This window comes from Micrococcus sp. R8502A1 (assembly GCF_006704135.1).
GTDB classification, from domain to species: domain Bacteria; phylum Actinomycetota; class Actinomycetes; order Actinomycetales; family Micrococcaceae; genus Micrococcus; species Micrococcus luteus.
Genome location: NZ_VIGS01000060.1, coordinates 1 through 11,967 on the forward strand (window position 1 = coordinate 1; position 11,967 = coordinate 11,967).

General features: G+C 73.5%; 13 protein-coding genes. 7 read left to right on the forward strand and 6 right to left on the reverse strand.

Features of this window, described 5'->3' with window-relative positions; translation table 11 throughout:
• The first annotated feature begins 209 nt into the window (after positions 1 to 209).
• The 4 genes from FLM69_RS09805 to adhP all read left to right on the forward strand — a co-directional run bounded on the left by FLM69_RS09805 (position 210) and on the right by adhP (position 4,796).
• Positions 210 to 641: a DUF779 domain-containing protein gene (locus FLM69_RS09805; RefSeq protein WP_036384275.1), complete on the forward strand. Its 432-nt coding sequence runs from the start codon at positions 210 to 212 to the stop codon at positions 639 to 641.
• Positions 638 to 2,065, forward strand: a complete 1,428-nt coding sequence (locus tag FLM69_RS09810; protein ID WP_141844057.1) for a GAF domain-containing protein — start codon at positions 638 to 640, stop codon at positions 2,063 to 2,065. The genes FLM69_RS09805 and FLM69_RS09810 overlap by 4 nt, the downstream gene beginning before the upstream one ends.
• A 122-nt stretch (positions 2,066 to 2,187) precedes the next feature.
• Entirely contained in the window at positions 2,188 to 3,711 is a 1,524-nt protein-coding gene (locus FLM69_RS09815) for an aldehyde dehydrogenase family protein (protein WP_141844059.1), read from the forward strand.
• Positions 3,712 to 3,764: 53 nt separating this feature from the next.
• The gene (gene adhP / locus FLM69_RS09820; RefSeq protein WP_141844061.1) at positions 3,765 to 4,796 is read left to right on the forward strand and encodes an alcohol dehydrogenase AdhP; all 1,032 of its coding nucleotides are present in this window, start codon (positions 3,765 to 3,767) and stop codon (positions 4,794 to 4,796) included.
• A gap of 154 nt (positions 4,797 to 4,950) precedes the next feature.
• Here adhP and FLM69_RS09825 read toward each other — a convergent pair whose 3' ends face one another.
• Entirely contained in the window at positions 4,951 to 5,853 is a 903-nt protein-coding gene (locus FLM69_RS09825) for an alpha/beta fold hydrolase (protein ID WP_141844063.1), read from the reverse strand.
• A 61-nt stretch (positions 5,854 to 5,914) separates the two neighbouring features.
• On the opposite strand from FLM69_RS09825, the gene FLM69_RS09830 reads away from it, so the two are divergent.
• A complete protein-coding gene (locus FLM69_RS09830; RefSeq protein ID WP_141844065.1) occupies positions 5,915 to 6,355 on the forward strand; it encodes a hotdog fold thioesterase in 441 nt (146 codons plus the stop codon).
• On the forward strand, positions 6,352 to 6,669 hold the full coding sequence (locus FLM69_RS09835) for an antibiotic biosynthesis monooxygenase (protein WP_141844066.1): 318 nt from the start codon (positions 6,352 to 6,354) through the stop codon (positions 6,667 to 6,669). Before FLM69_RS09830 ends, FLM69_RS09835 begins: the two co-directional genes overlap by 4 nt.
• A gap of 149 nt (positions 6,670 to 6,818) precedes the next feature.
• Here FLM69_RS09835 and FLM69_RS09840 read toward each other — a convergent pair whose 3' ends face one another.
• Positions 6,819 to 7,376 carry an SRPBCC family protein gene (locus FLM69_RS09840; RefSeq protein ID WP_036384292.1) on the reverse strand — a complete coding sequence of 186 codons (558 nt, stop codon included), beginning with the start codon at positions 7,374 to 7,376 and terminating at the stop codon, positions 6,819 to 6,821.
• Positions 7,377 to 7,486: 110 nt separating this feature from the next.
• On the opposite strand from FLM69_RS09840, the gene FLM69_RS09845 reads away from it, so the two are divergent.
• Positions 7,487 to 7,900, forward strand: a complete 414-nt coding sequence (locus FLM69_RS09845; RefSeq protein ID WP_036339561.1) for a DUF4259 domain-containing protein — start codon at positions 7,487 to 7,489, stop codon at positions 7,898 to 7,900.
• A 52-nt stretch (positions 7,901 to 7,952) separates the two neighbouring features.
• Here FLM69_RS09845 and FLM69_RS09850 read toward each other — a convergent pair whose 3' ends face one another.
• Genes FLM69_RS09850 through FLM69_RS09865 form a run of 4 tightly spaced genes read right to left on the reverse strand, consistent with a single transcriptional unit; the run spans position 7,953 to position 11,854 of the window.
• Complete coding sequence (locus FLM69_RS09850; protein ID WP_141844068.1) at positions 7,953 to 10,445, reverse strand: cation-translocating P-type ATPase; 2,493 nt, start codon at positions 10,443 to 10,445, stop codon at positions 7,953 to 7,955.
• A gap of 5 nt (positions 10,446 to 10,450) precedes the next feature.
• Positions 10,451 to 10,669, reverse strand: a complete 219-nt coding sequence (locus FLM69_RS09855; protein ID WP_061866784.1) for a heavy-metal-associated domain-containing protein — start codon at positions 10,667 to 10,669, stop codon at positions 10,451 to 10,453.
• Between the two features lie 41 nt (positions 10,670 to 10,710).
• Positions 10,711 to 11,091: a metal-sensitive transcriptional regulator gene (locus FLM69_RS09860; RefSeq protein WP_002856860.1), complete on the reverse strand. Its 381-nt coding sequence runs from the start codon at positions 11,089 to 11,091 to the stop codon at positions 10,711 to 10,713.
• Positions 11,092 to 11,101: 10 nt separating this feature from the next.
• Entirely contained in the window at positions 11,102 to 11,854 is a 753-nt protein-coding gene (locus tag FLM69_RS09865; protein ID WP_255502806.1) for a low molecular weight phosphatase family protein, read from the reverse strand.
• Positions 11,855 to 11,967: the final 113 nt, after the last annotated feature.

Sequence of the window (11,967 nt, forward strand, 5' to 3'; positions counted from 1 at the left end):
CGCCCTCGTGCTTTCCCCACCTCCGCGCCACCCCCGCGCCGTGAGCCAGACGTTTCGGTCGTGATCAGCCCCTGATTGCAGCCGAAACGTCTGGCTCGCGGCACAGCCCCCGGGCCGCCGCGCCCCCCACGACTCGAGCAGGGGTGACGTGGATCACGTTCGAGGCTAGGGTGTGGGGACTGACGATCGCCCATCCCCAGGAGGTCGCGATGACCGTGCCGTCCTCGTCGGCGGAGCGTGCGCTCGACGCTCGCCCCGAGCTGCCGGGCGAAACCGTGTCCCGCGTCGCCATGACGCCCGCGGCGCTCGAGCTGATCCGCCGACTCCTCCCGATCCACGGCCCGCTCATGTTCCACCAGTCCGGCGGCTGCTGCGACGGCTCCGCGCCCATGTGCTATCCCGCCGGCGACTTCACGACCGGCGCCGCCGACGTCCTGCTGGGCACCTTCGCGCTGCCGGCCGAGGGGGACCAGGCCGCCGTGGAGATCCCGTTCTGGATGTCCGCCGCCCAGTTCGAATACTGGAAGCACACCCACCTCACCCTGGACGTGGTGGACGGGCGCGGCTCCGGCTTCTCCGTCGAGGCGCCCGAGGGCAAGCGGTTCCTGATCCGCTCGCGGTTGATGGCAGGCTCGGGATGAGCTCGACCCTCGCCACCGGCGCCTACCGACGCGCCGTGGACCGGGCCCACGAGTCCCTCGCCGCGGTCCGCCTGTCGCTCGCGCCGTCGTCGCCCACCGCTCCGGCCGGCGCAGACCAGGGCCTGCGCGCCGCCCTCCAGGGGCTGCGCCGGGAGGTCCGCGAGTCCTGGCTGCGCTCCCTCGGCGCCCTCACCCCCGCGGTGCCCGGCCAGACCGACCCGGCCACCCTCGCCGACGACGACCTCGCCGCCGCCCGCCGCGAGCAGCGTCTCGCCGTGGCCCTGCCGGTGGTCCGCCGCATGCTCATCCACCCCGCGGCCGAGGCCGGGATGCTCGCCGCGATCGGCAACGCGCGCGGCCACCTGCTGTGGGTCGAGGGCGACCGGACCGCGGTGCGCCACGCCGAGACCATGGGCTTCGTGGCCGGCGCCGACTGGTCCGAGGCGTCCATGGGCACCTCCGCCCCCGGCGTCGTCCTCGCGACCGGCGCCCCCACGCAGGTCAGCCGCGGCGAACACCTGAGCCCGCGCGTGCACCCGTGGAGCTGTTCGGCCGTCCCGCTCACGGACCCGGCCACCGGGCGGCTCGTCGGGGTCCTGGACCTCACGGGCGGCGAGGACGCCGTCAGCCACCTCGCCCTGCCGCTGCTCCAGGCCACCGTGGACGCCGTGCACGCCGCCTGGCGGGACCTGCCCGCCCCGTCCCGGGGCCGTCCCCGCGGCACCGCCCCGACGCCGGGCCCCTCGGCTCCGCCGTCCGCCTCGCCGGGGCCGAGCCCCGCCGCCGCGCCGCACCGCCACGACGCCGCCGCGGGCCTGTTGCGCGTCACCGGCCACCTGCCGCCCACACTGGACGGGGTCGAGCTCACCGGCCGGCACGCCGAGATCCTCACCCTCCTCGCGTGGCACGGCCCGGGCCTGACCGGCGCCGAGCTCGAGGTCGCGCTGTATCCGGAGGAGACCGCCGGGCCCCGGCCCGCGCCGGGCGATTCCCCCGCCCGCGCCATCTCGCTGCGCGCCGAGGTGCATCGACTCCGCCGGGCGCTGCGGGACGTGGGGGCTCCGGTGGAGCTGCTGTCCCGGCCGTACCGGCTCGTGGGGGAGGTGCACGCGGACCTGCTGTGCGCGCGGGAGGCGCTGCGCGCCGGGGACCTGGGCCGTGCGCTGCACGCGGCGGCCGGGCCGGTGCTGCCGCGGTCGACGTCCCCCGGTGTCACCTCGATCCGCGCGGAGCTGGGGGAGGCGCTGCGCGAGGCCGTCGCCCAGGACGCGGATGTCGACCAGCTCTGGGCCTACCTGGGCCGCCCCGAGGCCCGCGACGACGTCGAGCTCTGGGGCGCCGCCCTGCGTCTGCTGCCGACGGACTCGCCGCGGCGCGTGCTCGCCGTGGCCACGCTCGAGCGGATCGAGCGGGACCTGGCCTGACCCGGCCCGCCCCTCACCCGCGCCCGGCTGCAACCTCCGTGCAACCTCCTTGTGACTAGAGTCACGGCCACGGCAGGGCGCCACCCGGCGTCGAGGCAACCGCAGGCAAAGGAGCCAGCACCATGACCGTCTACGCATTCCCCGGCACCGAGGGCGCCAAGGTCGAGTTCAAGTCCCGCTACGAGCACTTCATCGGAGGAGAGTGGACACCCCCGGTCAAGGGCCAGTACTTCGAGAACGTCACGCCCGTGACGGGCAAGGTGTTCTGCGAGGTCGCCCGCGGCACGGCCGAGGACATCGACGTCGCCCTCGACGCCGCCTGGAAGGCCGCCCCGGCCTGGGGCGCCACCTCGGCGGCCGAGCGGGCGCTCGTGCTGCACCGCATCGCGGACCGCATGGAGGAGCACCTCGAGATGCTGGCGGTCGCGGAGACGTGGGACAACGGCAAGGCCGTCCGGGAGACCCTCAACGCGGACGTCCCGCTGGCCATCGACCACTTCCGGTACTTCGCCGGCGCGATCCGCGCGCAGGAGGGCGGCCTGTCCCAGGTGGACGAGGACACCGTCGCCTATCACTTCCACGAACCGCTCGGCGTGGTCGGCCAGATCATCCCGTGGAACTTCCCGCTGCTGATGGGGGTGTGGAAGCTGGCGCCCGCGCTGGCCGCGGGCAACGCCGTCGTGATCAAGCCCGCCGAGCAGACCCCGGCCTCGATCATGGTGTTCATCGAGCTGATCGCGGACCTGCTGCCGCCCGGCGTCGTCAACGTGGTCAACGGCTTCGGCCTCGAGGCCGGCAAGCCGCTCGCGCAGTCGCCGCGCATCCGCAAGATCGCGTTCACGGGCGAGACGACGACGGGCCGGCTGATCATGCAGTACGCCTCGGAGAACATCATCCCGGTGACCCTGGAGCTGGGCGGCAAGTCGCCCAACGTCTTCTTCGAGGACGTCATGGCGGCCGACGACGCCTACTGGGACAAGGCGCAGGAGGGCTTCACCCTGTTCGCGCTGAACCAGGGCGAGGTCTGCACGTGCCCGTCGCGTGCGCTCGTGCAGGAGTCGATCGCGGAGAAGTTCCTCGATGCCGTCGTGGAGCGGACCTCGCGCATCGTCACCGGCAACCCGCTGGACACGGACGTGATGATGGGCGCCCAGGCCTCCAACGACCAGCTCGAGAAGATCACCTCCTACCTGGACATCGGCCGTCAGGAGGGCGCCGAGGTGCTGATCGGCGGCGCCCGCGCCGAGATGGAGGGCGAACTGGCCGGCGGCTACTACGTGCAGCCCACGATATTCCGCGGGGACAACTCGATGCGCATCTTCCAGGAGGAGATCTTCGGGCCGGTGGTCTCGACGACCACGTTCACCGACTTCGACGACGCCATGCGGATCGCCAACGACACGCTCTACGGGCTCGGCGCCGGCGTGTGGTCCCGGAACGGCAACACCGCCTATCGCGCGGGCCGGGCGATCCAGGCCGGTCGCGTGTGGGTGAACAACTACCACGCCTACCCGGCCCACGCCGCGTTCGGCGGGTACAAGTCCTCCGGCATCGGCCGCGAGAACCACCTGATGATGCTCGACCACTACCAGCAGACCAAGAACCTGCTCGTCTCCTACTCCGAGGACAAGCTCGGGTTCTTCTGAGCCGGTGCCGGCACCGCACGACCCTCCTCCCCACTCCACGAAAGGTGATCCCCATGACCACGATGAAGGCAGCCGTCGTCACCCAGTTCGGCACAGAGGCCGACGTCACGGAGGTCGAGCGCCCGACGCCCGGCCAGCAGCAAGCGCTCGTGAAGCTCATCTCCTCGGGCGTCTGCCACACGGACCTGCACGCGATGGAGGGTGACTGGCCGGTGAAGCCGACCCCGCCGTTCATCCCGGGCCACGAGGGCGTGGGCATCGTCGAGGAGGTCGGACCCGACGTCGAGAACCTCAAGGTCGGGGACATGGTCGGCAACGCGTGGCTGTGGGGCGCGTGCGGCCACTGCCAGTACTGCCGCACCGGGTGGGAGACCCTGTGCGAGGAGCAGATCAACGGCGGCTACTCCATGAACGGATCCTTCGGCGAGTACATGCTCGTGGACGCCCGCTACGCGCCCCTGATCCCCGAGGGCGCGGACCCGATGGAGGTCGGCCCGATCCTGTGCGCCGGCGTCACGGTGTACAAGGGGCTGAAGCAGACCGAGGTGCGGCCCGGGCAGTGGGTCGTGATCTCCGGCATCGGCGGCCTGGGGCACATCGCGGTGCAGTACGCCGTGGCGATGGGCATGCGCGTGGTGGCCGTGGATGTCGCGGACGACAAGCTGGCGCTCGCCTCCCGGCACGGCGCGGAGCTGACCGTGAACGCGAACGTCGCGGACCCCTCCGTGGAGATCCAGGAGAAGATCGGCGGCGCCCACGGCGTGCTCGTCACGGCCGTGCACCCGCAGGCGTTCGGCCAGGCCATCGCGATGACCCGCCGCGGCGGCACCATCGTGTTCAACGGCCTGCCCCCGGGCGACTTCCCCGCGCCGATCTTCGACATCGTCCTCAAGGGCCTGACCATCCGCGGCTCGATCGTGGGCACCCGGCAGGACATGGTCGAGGCACTCGAGTTCTACGAGGCCGGGAAGATCCACCCGACGTTCCACACCCGCCCGCTCACCGAGATCAACGACGTGTTCGACGAGATGCGCCACGGCAAGATCGAGGGCCGCGTCGTCATCGACTACGCGATGCAGGACTGACGTGTCGCCTGGGCGTCGGCTGGGCGCGGGGTAGTATCGACACATCACGCGCACCAGTGCGACGGCGGTCGTCCCGCCCGGAGACCCGGGCCGGGGCGGCCGCCGTCGTCGTCGCGGGGACGGGGCGGGCCGCAGCGATTCCGGTGCGCGAGCCTCAGCGGGCCGCGGCCGGGGCGACGCCGTCGCGCAGCCACTCCAGCGTGGCCGGCCAGAAGGTCGGCGCGAACCGCGCGTGGAACAGTCCGAAGTGCCCGATCTCCGCGACACCGAGCTCCTCCGGTCGCACCCGCCAGCGCACCGTCCGCCGACCCGGCGAGTAGGCGTCCGCGCGGTCGAGGGCGGCGTCGGTGCCGAAGTCGTCGTCCACGGGCGCCACGATCAGCGCGTCCGCCGTGAACGCGGCCAGACGACGGCGCAGCTCGTCCCGGCCGGCGGCGGTGCGGGCGCTCGCGGTGAAGTCGCGGCGACTGCGCGCCCAGTCCAGGGCGACCCCGCGCGGCAGGTCCTCGAGCCAGCCGAGCCGCCGCCCCGGGAAGTGCCCGCGGGCCAGCGTGATCGCCGGCATCGCCACGTGCCAGCGCGCCCACATCCGTGCACGCCCCGGCCGCGCCCGGTAGTCCCGCCAGTGGGCGTGCTGCCCGCCCACGGCCACGTGCCGGGCCACATGCCGCGCCTCGTCCGCGAGCCCGATGCCGAACCCGCCGTAGCTGTGGCCCACCGTCAGGAGGGGGCCGGGCAGGTGCGTCCGGGCCCAGCCGAGCACGGCGTCCGCGTCGAGGGCGCCCCAGTCCGCCCACCGCGCCCGCCGGGCCACGGCGAACGGCTCGCGGGACTCCCCGACACCCCGGTAGTCGAACGTGACCGCGTGGAACCCGTGGTCGGCGAGGAATTCGGCGTAGCGCCGGTAGTACGTGGCCTTCACCCCGGTCGCCGAGGCGATCACCACCGCGCCGGCGGGTCGGGCCGGGGGCGTCGTCGTGGGGGCGAAGTGGCGGGCCGCGAGCACGAAGCCGTCGTGGGCGCGGAGGCGCACGGGGGTGGAGGCGGTCTGTGTCACGCCGCCACCCTAGGCGCGGGGCGGCGCGACCTGCGACACAGACCTGCGACACAATGAGCCCATGACTGAGACCCCCCAGAGCTCGTCCGGCCAGAGCCGGGACGAGATCCTCGCCCGCCTCGAGGAGATCTACGCGAACGACCCCGCGGTGCGCGAGCACGGCGTCACCCTCGGCGAGGTGGCCGAGGGGCGCGTGGTGCTGCACCGCGAGGTCACGGCGGACATGGTGAACTCCCACGAGATCTGCCACGGCGGCTTCCTGTTCCACCTCGCGGACTCGGCGCTGGCGTACTGCGTGGCGACCTTCGGCGCCGCCCCCGTCACCCGGCGCGCCGAGATCACCTACGTGGCGCCCGCCAGGCTCGGCGCGCACCTCGTGGCGACCGCCCGCCAGTCGGTGGAGTTCGGTCGCGACCGCATGATCGAGGTCGGCATCGAGGCGGACGGCCAGCTCGTCGCCTGGTTCACCGGCCACGCCACGAGCCCGCGGGCGCGCGCGTGAGCGCCGGGCAGGACGCGACGACGACCGGGCCGGTCGTCGAGTCGGTGGAGCTGCACGTGGCCGCGGGGGCGGAGGCGGCGTTCGAGGCCGCCGTCGCCGAGGCCGAGCCGCTGTTCCGGGACAAGGGCGCGACGTCCTTCGCGCTGTCCCGGCAGGTGGAGGACCCGGCGCGCTACCGGCTGCTGATCGGCTGGCGCACGCTCGAGGACCACACCGTGGGCTTCCGCGAGTCCGACTCGTTCCTCGCGTGGCGTGCGCTCGTCACCCCGCACCTGGCGCAGCTGCCGGCCGCGACCCACTGGTCCGCCGTCTGACCCCCGCACCCCCCGTTTTCGTTCGGGAAACGGCGGTCCCCGGCGCGTTTTCGTTCGAGAAACGGCGCGAGGGCCGACCGTTTCCCGAACGAAAGTGCCCGACACGCCGCCGTTTCCCGAACGAAAGTGCCGACTGAGACGCGGTCGGTTCAGAGGTGACGGCCGGCCAACCGCGTGAGGCTCGACTGGATGCCCCGCCCGTTGTCCGCCGGCACCCGCAGCAGCTCGTACGCGCGGCGCACGGCCGGCCGGGCCCACGAGTAGTCGAAGGTCTCGGTGACCTCGGTGGTGCCGTCCCCGTTGTCTCGGAACGCCCAGCGCCACCGGTGTCCGCCCGGGTGGGCCCACTCCACGAGCTCGTCCTCGTCCACGGCGGTGGCGGTCAGCGGCATCGTGTACGGCACCCCGTACTTCCGCATGGCCACGCGGAACCGGTCGCCCACGGCCAGCCGGTGCGGCCCGCTCACCCTCGGCCGCACGGTCCCGGACCCGTCCGCCTCGTGATGGCGGTGCGGGTCCGCGAGCATCGCCCACAGCTCGTGCGCCGGCGCGGCCACGGTGACCCGGTAGGACACCTGGTGCTCGCCGGTCTCCACGCGCTCGGGCCACGCCGCCTGCGGGGCGGCCTGCGGCAGCCCGGACGACGACGGCGCGGCGGCGGGCCCGGTCTCGGGGGTGGCGGACGAGGGGGTCGGCTCGGTGCTCATGTCGCCCATTCTAGGAACCGCCGCGGACACCGGAAGCGGAGGCGACGGCACCCCTCGGCGGGACACCACAGCACTCTTGCCGGGGCCCACCCCGGGCCTAGGGTCAGGTCATGGGCGCATGGGGCAGAAACGTCTTCCAGAACGACACGGCGCTGGACATCGTGGACGAGGTCCTCGACGGTACCTTCGACCTCGACGAGTTCCGCAGGAACTTCCGTCGCGACGAGGACGAGGGCTACCTGACCGCGAGCCAGGGCGCCGCACTCCTCACCCTCGGGGCGCTCGTGCGGATCGCTCGGAACGAGGACCACGCGGACCTCGAGGCCCTGCTCGAGCACGCGGAGGCGGACGAGGTGGACCTCACCGCCTTCATCGGCCAGTTCTCGGACGAGGACATCGAGACCCTGCGCGAGCTGATCGGCGTGGTCATCCGCGAGCCCTCCTGCTCCGAGCTCTACCAGCTCTGGGAGGAGTCCGGGGAGCTCGAGCAGTGGCTCGAGTACTCCCGCGAATGCCTGCCCTGACCGGCCGGCCGGCCGGCCGGGGTGGACCCGGCTCGGCCGGCCCCGCCCCGGCTCAGCGCGCGTAGCGGGTGAGCCGCAGCGAGTTCAGCACCACGAGCACGCTCGAGGCCGCCATCGCGCCGCCGGCGATCATCGGGTTGAGCAGGCCCAGCGCCGCGACCGGGATGCCGAGCACGTTGTAGAGGAACGCCCAGAACAGGTTCATCCGGATGATCCCCAGCGTGCGGCGGCTCAGGTCGAGCGCCTGGACCACCTGGTGCAGGTCGTCGCCCATCACGGTGATCTGCGCGGCCTCGCGGGCCACGTCCGTCCCCGAGCCCATCGCGATGCCCATGTCCGCCGCGGCGAGCGCCGGGGCGTCGTTGACGCCGTCGCCCACCATGGCCACCACGGCGCCCTCGGACTGCAGGCGCGTCACCACGTCCACCTTGTCCTCGGGGCGCACGCCGGCCACCACGTCCTCGGCCGGGATCCCGACGGCGGCCGCCACGTCGGTGGCGACGGCGGCGTTGTCCCCGGTCACCAGCAGCGGGCGCAGGCCGAGCTCCTTGAGCCGGGCGATGGCGTCCGCCGAGGTCTCCTTCACGGTGTCCCGCACGGACAGGACGCCCGCCACGCGGCCGCCGACCGCGACCCACACGGCCGTGGCGCCGGCCTGCTCCGCCGCCTCGAACGCGGCACGGTGCTCGGCGGGGATGCCGCCGTCGAGGGCGGTCTCGAGGACGGAGCCGCGGCCGACGGCCACGCGGACCGGATCCGGGCCGGCGGCGCCGTGCGCGCCGGAGCCGAGGGCGCCGTCGTCGTGGGGGAGGGCGACCAGCCCGGACACGCCGCCGCCGGCCGTGGAGGCGAAGTCCGCCACGCCGGGCACGGTCAGGCCGCGCTCCTCGGCGCCGGTCACGATCGCGCGGGCGATCGGGTGCTCGGAGCCGCGCTCGACGGCGGCCGCCAGGGTCAGCAGGACATCGGCGGCCCGGTCCGGCGCCGTTTCGTCAACGAAAACGCTCCCGGAGGCGCCCGTTTCGTCAACGAAAGCGCTCCGGGAGGCGCCCGTTTCGGCCACGAAAGCGGGGTCGAGGACGAGCACGTCCGCCAGCGCCATGCGGCCCTCGGTCACGGTGCCGGTCTTGTCCAGCACGATCGTGTCCACGGTGCGCGAGTCCTCGAGCACCTCGGGGCCGCGGATGAGGATGCCCAGCTGTGAGGCGCGGCCGGTGCCGGCCAGGAGGCCGACCGGGGTCGCCAGGCCGAGGGCGCACGGGCACGCGATCACGAGCACGGCCACGCCGGCGCGCAGCGCGGACGGCAGGTCGCCGGTCACCAGCATCCACACGGCGAAGGTCAGCACGGCGATCCCGAGCACGATCGGCACGAACACGGCGGAGATCCGGTCGGCCAGCCGGGCCACGCGGGCCTTGCCGGTCTGCGCCTCGGAGACGAGCCGCCCCATCTGGGCGAGCGTCGTGTCCGAGCCGACGCGCGTCGCGCGGGCCACGAGCCGGCCCGAGGTGTTCAGGGTGGCGCCGGTGAGGGCGTCCCCGGGGCCGACCTCCACGGGCACGGACTCGCCCGTGAGCAGGGAGGCGTCCACGGCGGAGGTGCCCTCGAGCACCTCGGCGTCCGTGGGCACCTTCTCGCCGGGGCGGATCAGCACGACGTCGCCCGGCGCGAGGGATTCGGCGGGCACCGTGCGCTCGTCGTGGGTCTCGGGGTCGTAGAGGGTGGCCTGGGCCGCGCCCAGGTCCAGGAGGGCCCGCAGTGCGGCGCCGGCCTCACGCTTGGCGCGGGCCTCGAGCCAGCGGCCCAGCAGCAGGAACGTGGTGATGACCGCGGCCGTCTCGAAGTACAGGCTGTGGTGGGCCATCTCCGCCATGGTCCCGCCCACGTGGGCGGTCATGTCCGGCGCCAGGATCAGCTCCACGGCCGAGAAGGCGAAGGAGACGAGCACGCCCAGGGACACGAGGGTGTCCATCGTGGACGAGCCGTGCCGGGCCGCGCGGAACGCCGCCGAGTGGAACGGCCACGCCGCCCACAGCGCCACGGGCGCCGCCAGGGCGAACGCGACCCAGCCCCAGTGCGGGAACTGCAGCGCCGGGACCATGGAGATCAGCACGAGCGGCACCGTCAGCACCGCCGCGCCGATCAGGCGCGGCGTGAGCACGTCCTCACTCGGACCGTGGGCCATGTGGTCGTGGTGGTCCACGCCGTCATGGTCCGCGGCATGCTCCTCGCCGTGCTCGGAGGTGTGCGCGTGCCCGGCGTGTCCGGCCTGGCCGGCCGTCGGGGCGGGACGGCGCACCGTGGCGCCGTACCCGGCCTTCTCGACGGCGGCCACGAGCTCCTCGTCCGACACGCCGGCGGGCGCGGTGACGGTCGCCTGTTCGAGCGGCAGGTTCACGGACGCCGTGACGCCCTCGAGCTTGCCCAGCTTGCGTTCGACGCGACCCACGCACGAGGCGCAGGTCATGCCGGTGACGTCCAGGTCGACGCGACGGGTGGTCTCGGACTGCGGGCCGGCCGGGGCGGAGGAGGCGGGGTGGGTCATGGGGCTCAGCCCTCCACCAGCGTGTAGCCGGCCTCCTCGACGGCGGCGCGCGCGGCGGCGGGGTCGAGGGGGCCCTCGGAGGTGACGGTGGCGGTGGAGACGCCCCCGGCGTTCAGGTCCACGTCCACGGCGGAGACGCCGGCGATCTCGCCGAGCTCCTCCTGGACGGAGGCGACGCAGTGGCCGCAGGTCATGCCGGTGATCTTCAGGTCGGTGGTGGTCATCTCGTGCTCCTCGTGCGGTGGTGGGTGGGCGACGGCGCCGGTCAGCGCAGCAGGCGGCCGAGGGCGGCCGTCGCCTCGGCGACCTTCTCGTCGATGAGCTCGGTGCGGCCTTCCGCCTCGGCCTGCACCGCGGCCTCCGCCACGCAGTGACGCAGGTGCTCCGAGGTGAGGTTCAGGCTGAGGGACTGCAGCGCCTTCGTGACGGCGGCGACCTGCGTGAGGACGTCGATGCAGTACACGTCCTCGTCCACCATGCGGTGGAGGCCGCGCACCTGCCCCTCGATGCGGCGCAGTCGCGCCAGGTGCTTGGCCTTGTCCCGGTGGACCTCGTGCGGGGGCCGGTGGCCGTCGCAGGCGTCCGCCGCGGCGGACGGAAGGGGCGAGGCGGCGGCGGGCGCCGTCGTCGTGCTGTCCGTGCTCATACCCCCTGTTCTATACCCCAGGGGGGTATAGGTCAAGGGGTCGGCCGACGCGGGTGCCCTCCTCCGGCAGCGGGGTGGCGGCTTCGCCCAGATCGGCGATCAGGCCGCGGACCTCCAGGTCCAGGGCGTCGCGCACGCCGCGCACCTGCTCGAGGCTCATGCCGCGGATCGACGGCACGGACCACTTCTGCACCTGCGCGCCCTCGGGGATCTCGAACGGATCCGCGCCGTCGAAGAGCACCACGATCTCGGCGGCCCGGAGCACGTCCGGGTCCAGACCCTTGGTGTACGTGTGGTGCAGCGGGATGCCGATCTCGTTCATCGCCTCGAACGCGGTGGAGATGACCTCGCCGGCAGGCTCCGTGCCGGCCGAACGGGCCCTGACCGCGCCGTGGGTGCGGTTCTCGAGCAGGGCCGCGGCCATCTGCGAGCGGCCGGCGTTGCCGTGGCAGACGAACAGCACACGCGGGTGGCGGGACTCGATGCTGCCCTGGTTGATCGCCTTGGCGCGCAGGCGCGAGGCGGCATGCTGCACCGAGGTGGTCGGCAGCATCTCCGGGTGGCGGCTCGTCGCGGCGAGCTCGGCGTAGGAGTCGAACAGGAGCTGACGCACCGTCGCCTCGTCGGCCACGCCGGGGAAGCGCGCCATCAGCGGCCCGACCTCGCGCTCCAGCACGTGCGCGGCCATCCCGTGCGGCACCGGGTCCACCGCGGCGGGGGTGTCTGGCGCGGCCGTCGTGTCCAGCGGCCGGCTCTTATACACAACGGACGCTGCCGACGCGCGCATACGAGCATAGCTCAGGGGCTGCCGACCTCGATGGTAAGAAAAATACCGATCGAAACGCTGGCCGATTTATATGGTAAAGTGCCGATTAT

Bases quoted from the DNA above. Each gene is read 5' to 3' on its own strand.
- FLM69_RS09805 (WP_036384275.1), top strand. From the start codon at position 210: ATGACCGTGCCGTCCTCGTCGGCGGAGCGTGCGCTCGACGCTCGCCCC.
- FLM69_RS09810 (WP_141844057.1), top strand. From the start codon at position 638: ATGAGCTCGACCCTCGCCACCGGCGCCTACCGACGCGCCGTGGACCGG.
- FLM69_RS09815 (WP_141844059.1), top strand. From the start codon at position 2,188: ATGACCGTCTACGCATTCCCCGGCACCGAGGGCGCCAAGGTCGAGTTC.
- adhP (WP_141844061.1), top strand. From the start codon at position 3,765: ATGACCACGATGAAGGCAGCCGTCGTCACCCAGTTCGGCACAGAGGCC.
- FLM69_RS09830 (WP_141844065.1), top strand. From the start codon at position 5,915: ATGACTGAGACCCCCCAGAGCTCGTCCGGCCAGAGCCGGGACGAGATC.
- FLM69_RS09840 (WP_036384292.1), bottom strand. From the start codon at position 7,376: ATGAGCACCGAGCCGACCCCCTCGTCCGCCACCCCCGAGACCGGGCCC.
- FLM69_RS09845 (WP_036339561.1), top strand. From the start codon at position 7,487: ATGGGCGCATGGGGCAGAAACGTCTTCCAGAACGACACGGCGCTGGAC.
- FLM69_RS09850 (WP_141844068.1), bottom strand. From the start codon at position 10,445: ATGACCCACCCCGCCTCCTCCGCCCCGGCCGGCCCGCAGTCCGAGACC.
- FLM69_RS09855 (WP_061866784.1), bottom strand. From the start codon at position 10,669: ATGACCACCACCGACCTGAAGATCACCGGCATGACCTGCGGCCACTGC.
- FLM69_RS09860 (WP_002856860.1), bottom strand. From the start codon at position 11,091: ATGAGCACGGACAGCACGACGACGGCGCCCGCCGCCGCCTCGCCCCTT.